This is a genomic window from Streptomyces sp. V3I7 (genome assembly GCF_030817495.1).
Taxonomy (GTDB): Bacteria; Actinomycetota; Actinomycetes; order Streptomycetales; family Streptomycetaceae; genus Streptomyces.
Map to the genome: position 1 here is coordinate 2,323,293 of NZ_JAUSZK010000001.1, position 20,440 is coordinate 2,343,732.

Annotated in this window: 14 protein-coding genes and 1 pseudogene; 11 read left to right on the forward strand and 4 right to left on the reverse strand. The window is 69.5% G+C overall.

Annotated features, from left to right (window positions below):
* Positions 1–97: 97 nt before the first annotated feature.
* The gene (locus tag QFZ74_RS10830; RefSeq protein WP_307620597.1) at positions 98–736 is read right to left on the reverse strand and encodes a DsbA family protein; all 639 of its coding nucleotides are present in this window, start codon (positions 734–736) and stop codon (positions 98–100) included.
* Positions 737–879: 143 nt separating this feature from the next.
* On the opposite strand from QFZ74_RS10830, the gene pepN (QFZ74_RS10835) reads away from it, so the two are divergent.
* The 5 genes from pepN (QFZ74_RS10835) to mycP all read left to right on the forward strand — a co-directional run bounded on the left by pepN (QFZ74_RS10835) (position 880) and on the right by mycP (position 7,976).
* The gene (gene pepN / locus QFZ74_RS10835) at positions 880–3,453 is read left to right on the forward strand and encodes an aminopeptidase N (protein WP_307620598.1); all 2,574 of its coding nucleotides are present in this window, start codon (positions 880–882) and stop codon (positions 3,451–3,453) included.
* Positions 3,454–3,676: 223 nt separating this feature from the next.
* The gene (locus QFZ74_RS10840) at positions 3,677–4,717 is read left to right on the forward strand and encodes a hypothetical protein (protein WP_307620599.1); all 1,041 of its coding nucleotides are present in this window, start codon (positions 3,677–3,679) and stop codon (positions 4,715–4,717) included.
* Positions 4,718–4,813: 96 nt separating this feature from the next.
* On the forward strand, positions 4,814–5,221 hold the full coding sequence (locus QFZ74_RS10845) for a hypothetical protein (protein WP_307620600.1): 408 nt from the start codon (positions 4,814–4,816) through the stop codon (positions 5,219–5,221).
* 101 nt (positions 5,222–5,322) lie between these two features.
* Positions 5,323–6,657 (forward strand): hypothetical protein, encoded by a 1,335-nt coding sequence (locus QFZ74_RS10850; RefSeq protein WP_307620601.1) that lies wholly within the window; start codon positions 5,323–5,325, stop codon positions 6,655–6,657.
* Between the two features lie 95 nt (positions 6,658–6,752).
* On the forward strand, positions 6,753–7,976 hold the full coding sequence (gene mycP / locus QFZ74_RS10855; RefSeq protein ID WP_307620602.1) for a type VII secretion-associated serine protease mycosin: 1,224 nt from the start codon (positions 6,753–6,755) through the stop codon (positions 7,974–7,976).
* Positions 7,977–8,231: 255 nt separating this feature from the next.
* Here the strand turns inward: mycP and QFZ74_RS10860 are convergent, their stop codons facing one another.
* Complete coding sequence (locus QFZ74_RS10860) at positions 8,232–8,531, reverse strand: hypothetical protein (RefSeq protein WP_307620603.1); 300 nt, start codon at positions 8,529–8,531, stop codon at positions 8,232–8,234.
* 60 nt (positions 8,532–8,591) lie between these two features.
* On the opposite strand from QFZ74_RS10860, the gene QFZ74_RS10865 reads away from it, so the two are divergent.
* From QFZ74_RS10865 to QFZ74_RS10875, 3 genes are read left to right on the forward strand one after another with little or no spacing between them, the layout of a single operon-like run.
* A complete protein-coding gene (locus tag QFZ74_RS10865) occupies positions 8,592–8,906 on the forward strand; it encodes a hypothetical protein (RefSeq protein ID WP_307620604.1) in 315 nt (104 codons plus the stop codon).
* 9 nt (positions 8,907–8,915) lie between these two features.
* A complete protein-coding gene (locus QFZ74_RS10870; RefSeq protein WP_307620605.1) occupies positions 8,916–9,650 on the forward strand; it encodes a hypothetical protein in 735 nt (244 codons plus the stop codon).
* A gap of 30 nt (positions 9,651–9,680) precedes the next feature.
* On the forward strand, positions 9,681–10,094 hold the full coding sequence (locus QFZ74_RS10875) for a hypothetical protein (protein WP_307620606.1): 414 nt from the start codon (positions 9,681–9,683) through the stop codon (positions 10,092–10,094).
* 41 nt (positions 10,095–10,135) lie between these two features.
* Here QFZ74_RS10875 and QFZ74_RS10880 read toward each other — a convergent pair whose 3' ends face one another.
* Positions 10,136–11,899, reverse strand: coding sequence for a TIGR03767 family metallophosphoesterase (locus tag QFZ74_RS10880; protein WP_307620607.1), 1,764 nt, complete (start codon positions 11,897–11,899; stop codon positions 10,136–10,138).
* Positions 11,900–12,459: 560 nt separating this feature from the next.
* Here QFZ74_RS10880 and QFZ74_RS10885 point away from each other — a divergent pair.
* Entirely contained in the window at positions 12,460–15,762 is a 3,303-nt protein-coding gene (locus QFZ74_RS10885; RefSeq protein ID WP_307624110.1) for a S8 family serine peptidase, read from the forward strand.
* Between the two features lie 327 nt (positions 15,763–16,089).
* Complete coding sequence (locus QFZ74_RS10890; protein ID WP_307620608.1) at positions 16,090–17,106, forward strand: aspartate-semialdehyde dehydrogenase; 1,017 nt, start codon at positions 16,090–16,092, stop codon at positions 17,104–17,106.
* A gap of 162 nt (positions 17,107–17,268) precedes the next feature.
* Here QFZ74_RS10890 and QFZ74_RS10895 read toward each other — a convergent pair.
* Positions 17,269–17,736: pseudogene (locus QFZ74_RS10895) on the reverse strand (DUF1203 domain-containing protein); the annotation flags it as partial.
* Between the two features lie 112 nt (positions 17,737–17,848).
* On the opposite strand from QFZ74_RS10895, the gene pepN (QFZ74_RS10900) reads away from it, so the two are divergent.
* Positions 17,849–20,413 (forward strand): aminopeptidase N, encoded by a 2,565-nt coding sequence (gene pepN, locus QFZ74_RS10900; RefSeq protein ID WP_307620609.1) that lies wholly within the window; start codon positions 17,849–17,851, stop codon positions 20,411–20,413.
* Positions 20,414–20,440 lie beyond the last annotated feature (27 nt).

Sequence of the window (20,440 nt, forward strand, 5' to 3'; positions counted from 1 at the left end):
AAGGCCCCCGCGAGCACGTGGCTCGCGGGGGCCTTGTCAGAACTCGCCCACGTTGTCGCGGCCCAGGACCGTCACAGGTGACCGTCGCAGGTGACCGTCACAGATTGCTGAAGTCCGGGCCCTTCGTCCTCGTGCGCTTGATCTCGTAGAAGCCGGGGACGGAGGCGACGGCGACGGTGCCGTCCCACAGCCGGGCGGCCTCCTCGCCCTGGGGGGCGGGGGTGACGACCGGGCCGAAGAAGGCGATCTCCTCGCCCTCCGGGCCGGGCAGGGCGATCACCGGGGTGCCGACCTCCTGGCCGACCTTGTCGATGCCCTCCTGGTGCGAGGCGCGCAGCTCGGCCTCGTACGGGGTGGAGTCCCAGTGCTCCATGAGCGACTCGGGCAGGCCGACATCCTTCAGGGCGGCGGCGACGGTCTCCTTGCCCGGGCCCTCCTCCCGGTTGTGGATGCGGGTGCCGAGCGCGGTGTAGAGGTCGCCGAGCACCTGCGGACCGTGCTCGTGCTCGGCCGCGATGACCACGCGGACCGGCCCCCACGCCTTGGTCTCGAGCATCTCCCGGTACTCCTCGGGGAGCTGGTCGAGCTTGTCCTCGTTGAGGACCGCGAGGCTCATCAGGTGCCAGCGGACCTCGACGTCCCGGACCTTCTCCACCTCCAGCATCCAGCGGGAGGTCATCCAGGCCCAGGGGCACAGCGGGTCGAACCAGAAGTCGACGGGGGTCTTGTCCGTCATGTCTCTCCTCGGGTGGAACACCGGCAACGCGTCGTCGGCGACAACGCCGCTCCGCGCGCCCTCATTCCCTGCTGTTCCGTGTCAGGTGCACGTGGCAGGATCGGTCCTGATTCCGGTCCTGATCCGAAGAGGGAGACCCGCCCGTGCCCGGTGAGAATCTGTCCCGCGACGAGGCCCGGGAGCGGGCCGCACTGCTGTCCGTCGACGGCTGCGACGTGTCCCTGGACCTGCGCTCCGCCGTCGGGGACGAGGCCGCCGAGCCGCGCACCTTCCGGTCGGTGACCACGATCCGCTTCCGCTGCAACGAGCCCGGCGCCACCAGCTTCGCGGACCTGATCGCGCCGAGCGTGACCGCCGTGTCCCTCAACGGCAGGGACCTCGACCCCGGTGAGGTCTTCGACGGCGCGCGGATCACCCTGGAGGACCTGGCCGCCGAGAACGAGCTGGTCGTCGACGCGAACTGCGCGTACTCCCGCACCGGCGAGGGCATGCACCGCTTCGTCGACCCCGAGGACGGCGAGGTCTACCTCTACACGCAGTACGAACCGGCCGACGCCCGGCGCGTGTTCGCGAACTTCGAGCAGCCTGACCTCAAGGCGCCCTACCGCTTCGAGGTGCGGGCACCCGAGGGCTGGCGGGTGTGGAGCAACGGCGCCGGTGAACTCGTCGACGGCGTCTGGCAGTTCGCGGAGACGAAGCCGATCTCGACGTACATCACCTGCGTGGTGGCAGGCCCGTACCACTACGTCACGGACTCCTACGAGCGCGTGCTGGAGGACGGCACGAAGCTGGAGATCCCGCTGGGCGCGATGTGCCGCAAGGGGCTCGCGCCGTACTTCGACGCGGACGACGTCTTCCTGATCACCAAGCAGGGCCTGGACTTCTTCCACGAGCACTTCGACTACCCGTACCCGTTCGGGAAGTACGACCAGGCGTTCGTGCCCGAGTACAACCTCGGCGCGATGGAGAACCCGGGGCTCGTGACCTTCCGCGAGGAGTACATCTTCCGCGGCAAGGTGACGCAGGCGTCGTACGAGGCGCGGGCCAACGTCATCCTGCACGAGATGGCGCACATGTGGTTCGGCGACCTGGTCACCATGGAGTGGTGGGACGACCTGTGGCTGAAGGAGTCCTTCGCGGACTTCATGGGCACGTTCGCCAACGTCGGCGCGACCCGGTTCGCCGACGCGTGGATCACCTTCGCCAACCGCCGCAAGGCGTGGGCCTACCGCGCGGACCAGCTGCCCTCGACGCACCCGATCACCGCCGACATCCGCGATCTGCAGGACGCCAAGCTCAACTTCGACGGCATCACCTACGCCAAGGGCGCCTCGGTGCTCAAGCAGCTGGTGGCGTACGTCGGCCAGGACGCGTTCCTCGAGGGCGCCCGGCGCTACTTCAAGCGCAACGCGTACGGCAACACGCGCCTGGGTGACCTGCTGTCGGCGCTGGAGGAGACCAGCGGCCGGGACCTTGCCGCGTGGGCTCGCTCCTGGCTCCAGACGGCGGGCGTCAACTCCCTGACCCCGCAGGTGCTGTTGACCTCCGAGGGCCGGGTGGCCGAGCTGGCCGTGCTCCAGGAGGCGCCGGAGTCCTACCCCGAACTGCGCCCGCACCGGGTGGCGGTGGGCCTGTACCGGCGGAACTGCGAGGGCGCGCTGGAGCGTTACGCGCGCGTGGAGGCCGACGTCGACGGTCCTCGCACGATCGTGGCGGAGCTGGCCGGCGCCGAGGCGCCCGAGCTGGTCCTGGTCAACGACGACGACCTGACGTACTGCAAGATCCGCTTCGACGAGACGTCGCTGGCGACCCTGCGCGATCACCTGGGTGAGCTGACCGATCCCCTCGCGCGGGCCCTGTGCTGGTCCGCGCTGTGGAACATGACGCGCGACGCTCTGTTGCCGGCGCGGGACTTCGTCGGCCTGGTGCTGCGGTTCGCGGGCGGCGAGTCGGACATCGGCGTGCTCCAGATGCTGCACGCGTGGGCGAACTCGGCGCTGGTGCACTACGCGGCGCCCGCCTGGCGGGAGACCGGCGAGCGGCTGCTGGCGGAGGGCGCGCTGCGCGAGCTGCGCGAGGCCGAGCCGGGCAGCGAGCACCAGCTGGCCTGGGCGCGCTTCTTCGCCGCGGTGGCGTCCGGCGAGGCGGACTTCCAGCTGCTCGGCGGTCTGCTGGAGGGCACGGCGAAGATCGACGGTCTGGAGATGGACCAGGAGCTGCGCTGGGCGTTCCTGGAGCCGCTGGCCGCTCACGGCGTGGTGGACGAGCGGGTGCTGGCCGCGGAGCTGGCCCGTGACGACACGGCCTCCGGCAAGCGCCACCAGGTCCGCTGCCTGGCCGCCCGCCCCTCGGCGGCGGTGAAGGCGCAGGCGTGGGCCCAGGTGGTGGAGTCGGACGCCCTGTCCAACGCCCTGGTCGAGGCGACCATCGCGGGCTTCCAGCAGGCATCGCAGCGCGCGCTGACGGCACCGTACGCCGAGAAGTACTTCGCCGCGATCGAGCGGGTGTGGACCGAGCGGTCGATCCAGATCGGCATGGATGTGGTACGGGGCCTGTTCCCCTCGCTCCAGGACAGCCAGGCGACGCTGGACGCGACGGACGCGTGGCTGACCGCCCACGAGGACGCGGCCCCGGCGCTGCGCCGGCTGGTGCTGGAGGCGCGGGACGATCTCGCACGGGCGCTGCGGGCACAGGAGTGCGACGCGGCGGCCGGATGACCGATGACGGACGGCATCTTTGGCCAAGGCTCGGGCGGTCGGTGACCGTTACGAAATCCAGCCAATAAGCGCCGTAACCCCTGGTCCTCACTACAACGGACCAGGGGTTTTCTCTGCCTACTCGGCATCCGAACACCCGTCCTTTAGCCCCGCCTTGTCCGCATTCGTCGACGAGCGTGTAACAGCGGTTACGGAGGGAATCAGGGGCGGGAATCGGGGGGTCATGACCCACAACACCCCGCTCTCGCCCCGCCCGTTGCACCACCTCGCCGAGACCCACCGCCGCGTCCTGACGCGGGCCCAGCTCCGCTCCCACGGTGTCCCGCCGGCCGAGCTGGACGCCCAGTGCCGCCCCGGTGGCTCCTGGCAGCAGGTCCTGCCCGGTGTGATCCTGCTGCACCCAGGGCCGCCGACGAGCGAGGAACGGCTGCACGCGGCGCTGCTGTACGCGGCACGCGAACCGGCATCGACGGTCCCGTCCCAGGCGCGCGCGGAGGGTCCGCACCGTCCGGCGTTCCCGGAGGCGATGGTCACCGGCCTCGCGGCCCTGACCCTGCACGGCTTCGCCTCGTCGCCCTCGCTGCTGACGCTGGACCGCATCGACGTCCTGGTCCCCCGCGCCCGCCGGCTGCGCTCCACGTCCGGCGTGCGCGTCGTGCGCACCCCGGCGATGCCCACCCCGCGCCAGGTGACCGGCCTGCCGGTGGCCCCCGTCCCGCGCGCCCTGGCCGACGCGGTACGGCAGTTGTCGGACGCGGAGACGGTACGGCGGCTGCTGACGGAGGCGGTACGCGCGGGCCACTGCGAACCCGCGTCGGTGGTAAGGGCGTTGAACCAGGCCAAGCTTCTGTCCCGGCCGCATGTGGTGGACGCGGTGGATGCGTTGCTGGCCGAGGGAAGGGCGATCGCGGAGGACCGGTTGTACGAGATGGTGCGCGGGTACGGCCTCCCGGAACCGGTGTGGAACGTGGACCTGCGCCTGCCGGGCGGACCACACCTCGGCGGCCTGGACGCGTACTGGCCCGAGCAGGCGGTGGCCCTGGAGCTGGACACACGGGCTCCGCGCCAGGACGAGGACGCCCTGTGGTCGGAATACGCGCGCAAGCGGGAACACCTGGAGCGCCTGGGCATCACGGTCGTGCACACGACCCCGAAGAAGCTGCGCAACGCGATGGAGCAGCAGGCGGCGGTGGTCCGGACGGCACTGATGGCGGCGGGCGGCCGCGAGCCCGCGGCGTATGTCGTGGTGTTGCCTCGGTCGTGAGGGGCCGGGAGGCGTCAGGGGGGCGAGGAGGGGCCGCCGTATCGGGTACGGATCCGGTATGGCGGCCCCTCCTCGCGTACGGGCCAGATGTGACGCGTGACGCTGTGTGCGGACTGCCGCGCGCCGATAGAGTTGCTCGCGCTATCAGCCGTACGGGGACAGGGGGCACTCGCGGTGGCGAGCGGAGAGTACAGCGTCGATCTGAGCGCGCTGGAGGATGTGCTCAGACAACTCAACGAGGTTATTTCGAATCTGGGCAACACCTCTTCCAACGCGCGCTACCAGACGTACCTGCCGCCCGGCGCACTGGGCAGCGCGGACTTCGCTGAGGCGAACGATCTCCACCTGGCGCACACGGAGATGAAGCAGCACCTCGAAGACATCGTCGCCCACATCCATGGCCTGATGGATGAGTTCGGGACGAAGACGAAAAAGACGCACGGCGCGTACCAGGACCAGGAAGCGGAGATCAAGGCGGCGCTGTCGGGCGGGGGCACGGCATGAGCTCGGGCGGGAAGAAGAGCGACGACGGCTACACGTACGAGTACGTCCCGGCGGGGATGTGCTTCAACGAGAAGGCCACGACGCCGTTCGCGGATCTGGACATGGACCAGATGAAGGCCATGGTCATCAACGCGAAGCCGGGCGAGGTCCACGACGTGGCGCAGGGCTGGCTCAAGGTCAAGCATGACCTGGTGGGCGGCAAGGAGGGTGGCGGCGGGGCCCGGCACGACTTCCTGCAAGCGGTGTACGGGGTCCTGGAGCACTGGGAGGGCGACGCCGCCGACCGGTTCAAGGAGCAGGCCGAGGTCATCGCGAAGAAGATGCAGGACGGCGCCGTGTACGCCGATTACACCTCCACCGCGATGCAGAACGCGGCCACGGTGCTCGGAACCATCAAGACCGCGGTCGACAACATGGAGAAGCCGGGGACGCTGGCCAGCGCGGGTGACTTCATCGCGGACGGCTTCATGCACGACGACAGCGGCTACGACGCGGACCGGCGTGCCGGGATGTCCGCCCAGGAATCCCTGGACCGCAACGACGACGACCTCTCGGCGGGCAAGGAGGCCCAGCTGAGGATGGCCGCGAAGATGGAGGAACTGGGGGCGGCGTACGCGTCGCAGGCCAGGGCCATGGGGTCATGGAACATCAGGAAGGTTGACGAGGGCCACGACTACCCCGGTGATCCCGGAGGCACTGTGCCGATGCCGATCGTCGCGATCCCGACCGGAAACGGCCCTAGGCTGATGGGCCGGACTTCTGCCAGCAACGCTGCGTCGAGCGGCTCTGGCCGGTCCACCATCACGACGTCTCCCAACAACCCCAACCACGTTGCCGGTGCAGGTACCGGTTCCCCTTCCAAGGTGCCCGCGCCCTCCGGCGTCGGTACGGATGTGGACGGCCTTGCGACCGCCACGCCCCGTGGGACTGGCCCTGGAGGCGGCGCGGGGGCAGACAGTGGCCGAGCAGGCGGCGCGGGCACGGGATCTGGAGCAGGTGGCGGTTTCCCGGGCGCACCCGGCGGCCCTGCAACTGGCTCAGCACGTGGTGTCACTGCCCCCGGTGCAGGCTCTGCGACAAGCAACGGCCGTTCGGGCATGGGCGGTGTGGGAGCAGGGGCGGTGGGAGGTACCGGAGCCGGTAAACAGTCCGGTGGCCGCGGCCCTCTGGCCCGTTCGAAGGGCGGGGTAATGGGCGAGCCTGAAGGCACCTCCTCCCCCGGAACCCGGGCCGGTTCTGGTCTGCACGGCAGCCGCGGTGGCACGAATGAGGGCCGCAGAGCGGCGGGCCTGTCGGGCTCCGGGCATGCTGGCGCGGTCGGCAAGGGTCGTGACAGGAAGGCGAAGGACAGTAAGGCAGTTCCGGACTACCTCGTCGAGGACGAGGAGACCTGGGTGCCGAAGCGGGACGACACAACCCCGCGGGTCATCGAGTAGGCACGAACGCGGCAGCGCGGAAGCAGTACAGAAACGGGGCTCGCGTGATCCACTGCGCAGGCCCCGCCCGGCGGGACGAAAGAGGGATACACGGCATGGGCCTCACGCGGACGCTGCGCATGGCAGGCAGTACAGCAGCGGTGGGAGCACTGCTCTTCGCCACCGCGTCCCCTGCATCGGCGGACCAGGTGAGGAACGACCAGTGGCCGCTCCGCGCCCTTGACGCCGAGGCGGTCTGGAATGTCGCGACGGGCAAGGGCGTCACTGTAGCCGTGATCGACGACGGCGTTGACGCCTCCCACCCCGACCTGAAGAGCAACGTCCTCCCGGGCAAGGACTTCATGGACGGGGACTCCGACGCCTCGCCTGTCACAGGCGAAGATCACGGAACAGCCATGGCCGGCGTGATCGCTGGCCACGGCCACGGCGCCAACGGCGCTGACGGCGTGAAGGGACTCGCTCCCCAGGCAAAAATCCTGCCCCTGCGTGACGAAGGCGGCCGGTGGGGCGGCCTCGCCTCGTCGATCAGGTACGCGGTGGACCACGGTGCATCGGTCATCAACATCTCCCAGGGTGGCCCTACGCCAGCCCCTGGCGGCGCGGAACGAGAGGCGATTCAGTACGCGCTTCAGCACAATGTGATCGTCGTGGCGGGGGCGGGCAACGACGGGAAGAGCGGCTCCGAAGCCGCCTTCTACCCGGCCAGTTATCCAGGCGTGGTGAGCGTCGGCGCCGTCAAGAAGTCCAACGAGTTCTGGGAGAAGTCCAACTCCGGCGCAAACCTCCTGCTGACGGCCCCTGGCTACCGCGTCGTCTCGGCTAAGGCGGACTCGAACGGCTACCGCATGGGCGACGGTACTTCCGACGCCACCGCCTACGTCTCCGCCGCCTGCGCCCTGCTGCGCGAGAAGTTCCCCGACCTCACCGCGGGCCAGATCGTCAACCGCCTCACCAAGACCGCCGGCCTCCCCGCCTCGGCCAAGGGCCTGAAGCTCCCCGACCAGAAGTACGGCTACGGCTACATCCGCCCCCTCGCCGCCCTTCAGCAGAACATCCCGGCCGGCTCCAAGAACGGCCCACTGACCATGCCCGCAGCCCAGCCCCCGGCAGCGTCCTCCACGTCCGATGATTCGAGCGGCGGCCTGACCACCAACTCGATCATCGCGCTCAGCGCGCTCGGAGTTCTCGGTCTGCTCATCGTGATCGGCGTACCCCTGCTTCTGGTCCTGCGCGCGAAGCGCCGGGCGGCGGAGCAGAGCCAGGTCAACCAGTACGGCCAGGTCAACCAGCAGCCCGAATACGGAAGCCGGTATCCGTAGATGGCGCCCCGATAGCCTGTCGGGCATGGATAACCCACAGGACACTCCGCTCACCCGTGAAGAAATGCAACGGCGTTGGCCGTCAGCAACGCCTAAGGAGCGGCGCGAGATGATGCGCCGTGTACGGGAACACGAGCTGAACACGGATGAGGGCGCGGCACGGGACAGGCAGCGCAAGGCGATTTTTTATGGGGTGTTGGCACTGATCATTATCGGCGGCCTCGCCTACCAACTACTCCCCCGATACGCCTCGGATCAGCTGGCGACGGCCTGGCTCAACGCCATCGCAGTCAACAGCAGTGCGAGCGCTGCCCAGCTGAGGGAGACCCTCTGCCGCCGCCACCCCGCGAGACCGAGTCCAGCGCTCGCCGAGACCAGCACCGTGACAAGCAGACCGCCGAAGGTGAAGTCACCAGTGAAGATCGCAACCAGCAAGGTCGCCCAGTACCCCAGGGCGAAGAGGACTCCGGCGACCAGCGCAGACACGTAGATCATGCGGTTGGGGTCGTCCTTGCCGTCCGTGGTATGGGGGTTTTCGCTCCCGGGCATACGCATGCAACTACCCTATACGGAGAGGGCGCTTGCGCCGACACCGGCTGAACTATGCGGAGAACCATGGGATTCAAGGTAGTTCCAGACGATCTCGAAGCCTACGGAAAGATGATCGATCGCGCTGGACAGGACGCGCTGCAGGGAAAGGCGTACCTCAACCGTCACAGCGAAATATCTACCCAGGACCAGGGACTTTTCACCCGGCCATTTGATTTTCACGATTCCCTGCGCGCCGACGTGGCGGACGTGTTCGACCGACTGCACTCACTTCTCGACGCGTCGTCCCGGGAGCTCGTCAGGTCCGCGGGCTACTACCGGGATACCGACCAAGCCGAAGCAGCCAAGGTGGACGCTGTCCAGCCTCCGTCGAAACGTTGAGGACGCAACATGGCTTTCACGGACGTAACTGAACCAACCGGTCGACTCAAGGCGCCCGAGAATCCTGCGGATTTTCACAGCCCCTTGAAAGTGCTGAACGACGCAAGCGACCTCGTCAGCCCGACGTACTGGGTGAATGAGATCATCAAGGCGTCTACGGGATACAACCCTCTGGACAAGGCCAAGGAGTACTTGGCCGGCGATTGGGCAGCGTACGCGAAGTGCGGCGAGGTTTGGGAAAGCCTGGGCAAGATGTGTGCCGACATTTCCGAGAACATCAACGCCGGCAATCGTGAGCTCGACGCCACCTGGGACGGCAATGCCGCGGATGCTGCCTTCAACTACTTCAAGGCTCTGGCCGAGCGTTGTGATGAACTGCAGGCTGACCTCAGCGCTCTGAGTACTCAGTACGGCATCGTGTCGCATGGCGTGTGGTCCACAGCAGAGGGAGTCGGCGCGATCCTTGGCCAGATCGGCGATGCCGCTGCCACGGCGGCAATCTCGGCTGCCGCTGGCACGTTGACCTCTTGGACCGGCTGGGGCGCGGCAGTCGGCTACGGCCTTGCCGGATTCGAGATCCTTCGAATCATCGAGCTGTGGGGTGATGCCACCAAAATGATCAACAATGCTCAGTTGATTGTCAACGGTGCTATGGGCGTCACGGAGTCGGTCGGTGGCGAACTGGCCGGCAAACTCCGTGACTTTCGACTGCCTGCGGAAGCGTACGACAACGCCGTGGCCTGACCGCGTCCCGGAGCAAGGATGGAACCAGCGATGGACCGCCACGACAGTAATCCGGATTCTGCGGTGAGTGACGCGGAATTTGAGAGTTCCACTCGGGACCAGGCTCAGGCTCGCGCCCTTCGCAAGCAATTGCAGCAACTGGCGGGCGGCGGCGCCGGCGAGGTGCTGCAGGAAATGTCCAAGGAAATCCTCTCCGGTCGAATTGGGCTGCGTGAGGCTCTGCGGGTCCCCGCCTACGCCGAGGCTCTCGGGGAGCGCACTCGCACCTTCCGGGAGGCGTGGGAGCACATGACACCGGAAGAACGAGAGAGCCAGCAAGCCGGAGCCCGACGTTTCCTCGATGCTCAGCGTCAGGAGATCGAGGAAGAGCGCCGAGAGAAGCAGGACCCGCCGGCCTCAGGCAAACCCGCACGCCACAGCGGCCGTGGCTGGAGTGCGTATTGACCCGACCTGCCCATACTCCAGCCGTAAGGTCAGCAGGTCAGTCAGCGCTTCCTCAGCACCAACTCCGTGTTCCGGTCCCCCGGCTCCCCCGCCAGAGACTTGGCGCCCGGGGCGTTGAAGGAGAGCTCCCGGTACAGCGCCGCCAGGCCCGTCTGGGAGAGGTCCGCGAAGTCCGTGCGGTGGGGAGCCGCGGACTCGATCAGCGTCGTGAACAGGGACAGTGTGCCGTCCTTGTTGTCCACCAGCTCGATCACGCGGGCGAGTTGGGGATGGTCCACGTGGGAGGCGGTGGAGATCTCCCAGAAGGAGTGGCCGTCCTCGGCGCCGGTGTGCGGGGTGATGACGTTCTTGTGCATGTGGCCGTTCACCCAGGCCAGTACGTTTTCGTGGCGGGCGAGCGCGGCGACCAGCTCGTCGCCGGTGTGCCGGAGCTCCCCCGGGCGGCGCGGGTCGGTGCGCGTGTTGTCCATGGACTTGCTCGTGTGATGGCTGAAGACGACGGCGTACGCGTCCTGGTTGTCGCGCAGGGTCTGCTCCAGCCACTTCAACTGGGCCGTCCCGATGGAGCCCTCGTAGTGGCCGCCGGGGTCGGTCGTGTCGAGGCTGATGCCGATGACGTCGTCGGAGATGCGGAAGGCGTAGTACTGGGTGCCCGCCTCCAGGTTGGCAGCCGAGTAGCCGTGGCCGACCGGGCCGCGTCCGGCGTAGGCCGGGTTCAGGTGGGCCTTGAGGTAGTCGGACGGGGTGTACGGGGCACGGGACTCGTCGGGGGTGACGGACCGCATCTGCCGGGTGTGCGCCTTGAGCATGTCGCGGAAGTCGGTGCCGTGCGGGTCCGTGGCGTTCTTCATGGCCTTCTGCAGCTTCGCCGCCTCGGGCTCGGACAGCGTCATCAGCTTCTTGCCGCCGACGGCGAACTCGGCGAAGTAGGAGTCACGGGGGCCGTAGCAGCCGAGCGGGAGCGAGTCGTGGTTGCCGACGGTCGAGTACCACGGCAGGTTGAGGCCGGGGCTACGGACCTCGCGGACGGCGGCGGCCAGAAAGCCGGGCAGGTGCGGGAAGCCGAGCGCCTTGTCGCTGTCGCGCAGGGAGGAGTCGGGCTGCCAGTACTGCTTCAGGTCGCTGTTCTGGACGCCCTCGTAGTGCCGCCGGTCACCGGAGTTGGGGGTGATGCGGCCGCCGCTCATGACCTTCATGAACCACTCGAGTTCGAGGTGGGCGTTGTTGTCGGTGTTGTCGCCCGTGGTCATGACGAAGTGGAGCGGGGAGCCGGTGACGGGCGCGCCGCGCAGGGCGTTGACCCGCTCGACGAGCGAGACGGCGCCGGGCACGGTGAGCGCCTCCTGCGGACGCCAGGCGTGCGGGTCGCAGGAGCGGAAGAACTCCCAGCGCAGGGGGTGCTGGACGTCCATCAGGTGCAGGTCGGTGAACTGCACGAACGCCGCGAGTGCGGTACGGCGCCTGGCGCGGCCCGCCTTGGGCGCGGTCAGTTCGCCGCGCACGACGCGCTGCCAGCCGGGGCCGGCGCCGAGGCGCCGGTAGCCGGAGCTGCTGAGCGGGGCGGCGACCGAGGCGAGGGTCGTGCCCTTGGTGTAGGGGACGAGGGGCGCCGGAACCTTGCGCGAGGAGGCCACGGGCGCCTCGGACGCGGCGTGGGCGGGGGCGGCCTGGCCGTCGGCCGGGCGCAGGGCGTAGCCGACGCCCGCGGAGGCGGCCACCGCCCCGGCGGCGGCGAGGACGGTGCGGCGGTGGACCCGCGGCGCGGAGGTGTCGTCGGAGGTGTCGACAGAGCGTGTGCGCGGCATGGCGCGATCTCCCCGGGTGCGAACGCGTCGGCAGTGGTCGCGGGCGGTCGCGGTCGCTAACTTCCCGCTTCCTGTGGATCGTTGGCACCGGGAATGACCTGTGCGTGAACGAGATCGCAACAGGCGGCGCCGATCACCCGACGTCGGCCATGGCACGGGGATGCGGCCATGAAGCGGATGGTGAGCCGCCGGAGGACCGTCACTCGGTGTTCATCCGCGGGGGTACGAGAGGGCCCTCAGCCCAACGGCCGTCCCGTGGCCGGCCGTCCGGCGGCTGGCCGTTCGCGCCACAGCCCTGAGGGCGGCGTCGACGAGCGGCACCCGGTGCAGGCCGGAGATGCGGGGCGCGCCCGCCCAAGGGGAAATCGCCGGTTCACCGGCGGCCTCGCGCGCTCTATGGCGGAAGTACGCCATGGCTCCATCCCGCCACGGTCAACTCTCCCCAAACTTCTCCTCCTTGGGTAAAGCTGAGCGACCGTCCGGCGTCGGCGCTTCGGCCCCTCGGCGCCCGGACGGACGGACGTGCCGTGCAGAACGCACCTTCACTTCAAGGGATGCCGATGACCCTCACCTCCAGCAGCGACCCGATACCGGGTCCGAGACGCGCGGTCCGGATCGCCGTGGCTGCCGGCGTGGTGGCCGCGCTCGCGGCCGCCGGGCCGATACCCCTGGCCGTCGCGGCGGGCGACTCCGGACCCGCGACGGCCGACCCGGGCGTCAAGTCGTCCCAGTACAAGCTGGGTTCAAACGACGCCGACCTGCTCGCCGAGGCGAAGGCCGAGGGCGACAAGACCGTCACGATGATGGTCGCCACCGCGCCCGGCCAGACCGAGCAGGTCGCGGACCAGCTCGACGCGGTCAAGGGCGGCCTGGTGGGCCGTACCTTCGACAAGGTCGGCTACGTCCGTGCCACCGTGCCGACCGCGAAGGCGGACGCGGCCATCGCCGCCGCCGCGAAGCTCTCCTCCGTGCAGGGCATCGACCTGCGCCAGGAGATCCCGCTGGACGACCCGGCGCCGAACGCGGAGGGCGCCAAGTCGGCGTCGGGTACGACGACTTACCCCGCGCCCGGCAAGGACACCCCCGCCGAGAACCCGTACAACCCGTCCTTCGAGACGGGCGCCGTCGACTTCGTGAAGGAGCACCCGAAGGCGGACGGCCGCGGCGTCACCATCGGCATCCTGGACTCCGGTGTCGACCTGGGTCACCCGGCGCTGCAGAAGACGACGACCGGTGAACGGAAGATCGTCGACTGGGTCACCGCCACCGACCCGGTCGCCGACGGTGACCTCACCTGGCGGCGGATGACCACCTCGGCCTCCGGTCCGTCGTTCACCAGCTCCACGGCCGACCAGGGCACCGAGACCTTCAAGGTCCCTGAGGGCGACTACAAGTTCAACTACTTCCGCGAGTCCGTCACCGCCGGCGGCGACGCCAAGGGCGACGCGAACCGCGACGGCGACACCAAGGACGCCTGGGGCGTGCTGTACGACGCGGCCTCCGGCACCGTGCGCGTCGACCTCGACGACGACCTCGACTTCACCGACGAGGAGCCGCTGAAGCCGTACAAGGACGGCTTCCAGGTCGGCTACTTCGGCACCGACGACCCGTCGACGGACGTCGTCGAGCGCCAGCCGTTCGTGGTCGAGATCCGCAAGGACGTCGTCTTCAACTCGGCCGGTGACAAGGCCGATTACGTCAACATCGGTGTCATCGAGTCCGAGCACGGGACGCACGTCGCCGGCATCACCTCCGCCAACGGCCTGTTCGGCGGGCGGATGAACGGCGCGGCTCCCGGCGCGAAGCTCGTCTCCTCGCGTGCCTGCACCTGGTCGGGCGGCTGCACCAACATCGCGCTCACCGAGGGCATGATCGACCTCGTCACCAAGCGCGGTGTCGACATCGTCAACATGTCCATCGGCGGTCTGCCGGCGCTGAACGACGGGAACAACGCGCGCGCGGCGCTGTACAAGCGGCTGATCGACACGTACGGCGTCCAGCTCGTCATCTCCGCGGGCAACTCCGGCCCCGGCGCCAACACCATCGGCGACCCCGGTCTGGCCGACAGGGTCATCTCGGTCGGCGCGGCCATCTCCAAGGAGACCTGGGCGTCCAACTACGGCTCCCGGGTGGAGAAGTCGTACGCGATGATGCCGTTCTCCTCGCGCGGTCCGCGGGAGGACGGCGGTTTCACGCCGACGCTGAGCGCGCCCGGTGCGTCCATCAACTCCACGCAGACCTGGCTGCCGGGCTCCCCGGTCGCCGAGGCGGGGTACGCGCTGCCCGCCGGTTACTCGATGCTCCAGGGCACTTCGATGGCCTCCCCGCAGGCCGCGGGCGCCTCGGCGCTGCTGCTGAGCGCGGCGAAGCAGAAGGGCATCGACCTCACCCCGGCGAACCTGCGCACCGCCCTCACCTCGACCGCCGACCCCATCAAGGGCGTGCAGGCGTACGAGGAGGGCGCGGGCCTGATCGACATCGTGGACGCCTGGGACGCGATCAAGGACGGCGCCACCGCCCACGACTACACCGTGAAGGCGCCGGTCGACACCGCTCTCGACTCCGGCCTGAAGACGCCGGGCTTCGGCACGGGCCTGTACGACCGCGAGGGCGGGCTCAAGGCCGGTGACAAGAAGACGTACGACATCACCATCACGCGTACGTCCGGCACCGACAAGGCGATCCGCCACGAGCTGCACTTCGAGAACAACGCCGGCGACACCTTCCGGATCGTCGGCTCCGACGAGGTGCGGCTGCCGCTGAACCAGCCGGTGACCGTCCAGGTCGAGGCCGCTCCGCGCTCGGCCGGCCTCAAGAGCGCGATCCTGGAGGTCGACGACCCGGCGACCGAGGGCGTCGACCAGCAGATCCTGTCGACGGTGGCCGTCTCGGCGCCGGTCAAGTACACGTACGCCGCGTCGGACTCGGTGCAGCGCAACAGCACGCGGTCGTACTTCGTGACCGTGCCCGAGGGCGCGAAGGCGCTGGAGGTCGCGATCGGCGGGCTGGCCGACAAGAGCCAGACGCGGTTCATCGCGATCCACCCGTACGGCACTCCGGTCGACAGCACCTCCACGCCGAACTGCTACAACAACTACCTGAACGGCAACGGCTGCCGGCCCGACGTGCGGTCGTACGCCGACCCGCAGGCCGGTGTGTGGGAGATCGAGGTCGAGGCGCGCCGTACGTCGCCGCTGCTCGACAACCCGTACAAGCTGGACGTCAGTGTGCTCGGCGCGGCCTTCGACCCGGAGACCGTGACCGTGCCCGAGGCCAAGGTCGGCACCCCGGCCCCGGCCTCCTGGAAGGTGACGAACCACTACGCGGCCCTCGACGGCAAGCTGGTCGGCGGTCCGCTCGGCTCCGCCAAGAACGCGCGGCCGACCATCGCCCAGGGCGCCACGCAGACCACCACCGTGGCGGTGCCCGAGGGCGCCGCGTCCCTGGACGTCGTCATCGGCGGCGTCTCGGACAACGCCGCCGACCTCGACCTGACGGTGAAGAACGCCGCCGGCACCGTGGTGGGCCAGTCCGCCGACGGCGACTCGGAGGAGGCCGTGCACCTCGACTCCCCCGCCGCCGGGACGTACACCATCGCGGTCGTGGGCTACTCGGTTCCGTCGGGTTCGACCGCGTACGACTACCAGGACGTGTTCTTCGCGTCCACGCTCGGCACGGTCACGGTCGACGACTCGGCGCCGGTGAAGCTCGGCACGGGTGACTCGGCGACGGTCACCGGCTCGGCCACCGCGGCGGCGGTGGCGCCCGAGGGGCGTGAGTTCTTCGGCCAGGTCCAGCTGGTGAACGCGCGCGGCACGGTCGCGGGCGCCGGCAGCATGAAGATCGAGAAGGTCACGCAGTAGCCGTTACGGCGTGGGGGCGGGCGTCCGTGGTGCACGGACGCCCGCCCTTCCTCATGCCCGCGCGGTGCTGTAGGTCACACCCCGTGTGGCGGGGGCGGAGAGGGGCAGGCGAGCTTGCGGCGCGGGCCCGGCGCAAAATGAATATCTGCAGCTCAGCGCGGTCCAGACCGAAGGTCCGTAACCGGCTTCCCTGTCCGGTCGTCCCTTTCCTCGGGCCGCTGACGGGCTTCCGGGCAAAGAATTGGACAGGTGGGCCCGGGTCGGCCGCATGATGGGAATGCCTCGGCCAGGCAGAACGTACGTAGAAGACGAGACAGAGGAGTCGCCGTGAGGGTCGGAATCGTCGGAGCCACCGGTCAGGTCGGCACGGTCATGCGCAGGATCCTCGTGGAGCGCGACTTCCCGGTGGACGAGCTGCGCCTGTTCGCCTCGGCCCGCTCGGCGGGCACCGTGCTGGACGGCGTGACGGTGGAGGACGCGGCGACCGCCGACTACACCGGCCTGGACATCGTCCTGTTCTCCGCGGGCGGCGCGACCTCCAAGGCGCTGGCCGAGAAGGTCGCCTCCCAGGGCGCCGTCGTGATCGACAACTCCTCTGCCTGGCGCCGGGACCCGGACGTCCCCCTGGTGGTGTCCGAGGTGAACCCGCACGCGATCGCCAACCGCCCCAAGGGCATCATCGCCAACCCGAACTGCACGACGATGGCCGCGATGCCGGTGCTGAAGCCGCTGCACGCCGAGGCCGGCCTGGAGGCCCTGGTCGTCGCCACCTACCAGGCCGTGTCCGGCTCGGGCCTCGCGGGCGTCGCGGAGCTGCACGGCCAGGCGCAGAAGGTGATCGCCGACGCCGACAAGCTCACCCACGACGGCGAGGCGGTCGACTTCCCCGAGGCGCAGGTCTACAAGCGCCCGATCGCCTTCAACGTGCTGCCGCTGGCCGGCAACCTCGTCGACGACGGTCTGAACGAGACCGACGAGGAGCAGAAGCTCCGCAACGAGTCCCGCAAGATCCTGGAGATCCCGGGCCTGAAGGTCTCCGGCACCTGTGTCCGCGTCCCGGTCTTCTCCGGCCACTCCCTCCAGGTCAACGCCCGTTTCGCCCGCCCCCTGAGCGTCGAGCGCGCCCAGGAGCTACTGGCGGACGCGCCGGGCGTGGTCCTCACCGACATCCCGACCCCGCTCCAGGCGGCCGGCAAGGACCCGTCGTACGTCGGCCGCGTCCGCCGCGACGAGACGGTGGACAACGGCCTGGCCTTGTTCGTCTCCAGCGACAACCTCCGCAAGGGCGCGGCCCTGAACGCGGTGCAGATCGCGGAGCTGGTGGCGGCTGAACTGAGCGCGTAGGCGACATGGTGAAAGAGGGGGCGCCCACCGGTGATCAGCGGTGGGCGCCCCCTCTTTTCGCTCTCACAGCGCCAGATGCCGTCGCAGCGCCGCGTTGCTCTCGGCCATGCGCTGCCGCGGCACCGAGCCGATCGGCCGCAGCAACCGCTCCGGCGCAAGCGCGCGCACCTCGTAGAGGAAACAGCCATACTCCACGGCCCGCACATGGACGAGGACCACCTCGGGATCAGCGAAGGCCTCCGCGAAGGCCGCATCAAGGGTGGCCGGGTCCTCGACCAGGCGTCCGCCGAGGATGTGCCCCTCGGCCGAGTACCGGCGGACGGTGCGGTGGGCGTTGGCGAACGGGTAGCCGTCGCCCTCAGGCCCCGGACACCCGTCGGCGTGGATGAAGACCGGCCCCTGTTCGTCGTACGCCCCCGGCTCGGCGCCCGTCTCCGCCGCCCAGCGGCGCAGGGGCGCGTACGAGACGAGGGCGATCCGCTCTCCTGGGGCGCTTCGGCGCAGGCAGCAGCGCAACGGGGCGCCGCCCTCGTCGTCGGTCACGGCGGTCATGGGGCGGCCCGCGTCGTCAGCGGAGCGCAGCTCCTTCAGGGCCGTCGGGTCTATGGGGCGTGCGGTGAACGTCGTCATGGGTCCACGGTCAGGCACACGCGCCCCGTTCACCGGCGGTAAACGGCCATCGCCTTCCACACGGCTCCGTGGAAGGATGGCGCAACCCACCACATACCGAGGAGATGACCGCGTGCCTGGCACAAACCTGACCCGTGAAGAGGCGCAGCAGCGGGCGGAGCTGCTCACCGTTGACTCGTACGAGATCGATCTCGACCTCTCCGGCGCGCAGGAGGGAGGCACCTACCGGTCCGTGACGACGGTGCGCTTCGACGTGGCCGAGGGGGGCGCGGAGTCCTTCATCGACCTGGTCGCCCCGGCCGTGCACGAGGTGACGCTGAACGGGGACGCGCTCGACCCCGCCGAGGTCTTCCAGGACTCGCGGATCGCCCTGCCGGGTCTGCTGGAGGGCCGCAACGTCCTGCGGGTCGTCGCCGACTGCGCCTACACCAACACCGGTGAGGGTCTGCACCGGTTCGTCGACCCGGTCGACGAACAGGCGTACCTCTACACGCAGTTCGAGGTGCCGGACGCCCGCCGTGTGTTCGCCTCGTTCGAGCAGCCCGATCTGAAGGCGACCTTCCGGTTCACCGTGAAGGCGCCCGAGGGCTGGACGGTCGTCTCCAACTCGCCGACGCCGGAGCCCAAGGACAACGTCTGGTCCTTCGCGCCGACGCCGCGCATCTCGTCGTACATCACGGCGCTCATCGTCGGCCCGTACCACTCGGTGCACAGCGTGTACGAGAAGGACGGCCAGTCGGTGCCGCTCGGCATCTACTGCCGCCCGTCCCTCGCCGAGTTCCTCGACGCGGACGCGATCTTCGAGGTCACCCGGCAGGGCTTCGACTGGTTCCAGGAGAAGTTCGACTACGCGTACCCCTTCGAGAAGTACGACCAGCTCTTCGTGCCGGAGTTCAACGCGGGCGCGATGGAGAACGCGGGCGCGGTGACCATCCGCGACCAGTACGTCTTCCGGTCCAAGGTGACCGACGCGGCGTACGAGGTGCGCGCGGAGACCATCCTGCACGAGCTGGCCCACATGTGGTTCGGCGACCTGGTCACCATGGAGTGGTGGAACGACCTGTGGCTGAACGAGTCGTTCGCCACCTACACCTCCATCGCCTGCCAGGCCTACGCCCCCGGCTCGCGCTGGCCGCACTCGTGGACCACGTTCGCCAACTCCATGAAGACGTGGGCCTACCGGCAGGACCAGCTGCCCTCCACCCACCCGATCATGGCCGAGATCGGCGACCTGGACGACGTCCTCGTAAACTTCGACGGCATCACCTACGCCAAGGGCGCGAGCGTGCTCAAGCAGCTCGTCGCGTACGTCGGCATGGACGAGTTCTTCAGCGGCGTGCAGGCCTACTTCAAGCGCCACGCGTTCGGCAACACCCGCCTGTCCGACCTGCTGGGCGCCCTGGAGGAGACCTCCGGCCGCGACCTGAAGACCTGGTCGAAGAAGTGGCTGGAGACCGCGGGCATCAACATCCTCCGCCCGGAGATCGCCACCGACGCCGACGGCGTCATCACCTCCTTCTCGATCCGCCAGGAGGCCCCGGCCCTGCCCGCCGGCGCCAAGGGCGAGCCGACGCTGCGCCCGCACCGCATCGCCGTCGGCCTGTACGAACTCGACGCGGCGACCGGCAAGCTGGTGCGGACCGAGCGCGTGGAACTGGACGTGGACGGCGAACTGACGGCCGTACCGCAGCTGTCCGGCACTCGCCGCCCGGCCGTGGTCCTGCTCAACGACGACGACCTGTCGTACGCGAAGGTCCGCCTGGACGATGAGTCGCTGGCCTTCGTCACCGAGCACCTCGGCGACTTCGCGGACTCGCTGCCGCGCGCGCTGTGCTGGGCCTCGGCCTGGGACATGACCCGCGACGCCGAACTGCCCGCCCGCGACTACCTGTCGCTGGTGCTGTCCGGCATCGGCAAGGAGTCCGACATCGGTGTCGTGCAGTCGCTCCAGCGGCAGGTGAAGCTGGCGATCGACCTGTACGCCGACCCGGCCGCCCGCGAGGCCCTGCTCACGCGCTGGACCGACGCGACCCTCGCGCACCTGCGCACGGCCGAGCCGGGCAGCGACCACCAACTGGCCTGGGCGCGGGCGTTCGCGGCGACGGCCCGTACGCCCGAGCAGCTGGACCTGCTGGAGGCCCTGCTGGACGGCTCGCAGACGGTCGAGGGCCTGGCCGTCGACACGGAGCTGCGCTGGGCGTTCGTCGAACGCCTCGCCGCCGTCGGCCGGTTCGACGAGGCGGAGATCGCCGCCGAGTACGAGCGCGACCGGACGGCCGCCGGTGAGCGCCACGCGGCCACCGCCCGCGCGGCCCGCCCGACGCCGGAGGCCAAGGCGGAGGCGTGGGCGTCGGTCATCGAGTCCGACAAGCTGCCGAATGCCGTCCAGGAGGCCGTGATCTCAGGCTTCGTCCAGACCGACCAGCGCGAGCTGCTCGCCTCGTACACCGACTCGTACTTCGAGGTGGTCAAGGGCATCTGGGACACCCGCTCCCACGAGATCGCCCAGCAGGTCGCGGTCGGCCTGTACCCGGCGGTCCAGGTCTCCGAGGAGACCCTGGCCAAGACGGACACCTGGCTGGCGGCCGCCGAGCCCAACGCGGCCCTGCGCCGCCTGGTCTCGGAGTCCCGCGCGGGCGTGGAACGCGCGCTGAAGGCGCAGGCGGCGGACGCGTAACCGCAGCTGCGTTCGCCGGTACGTCGG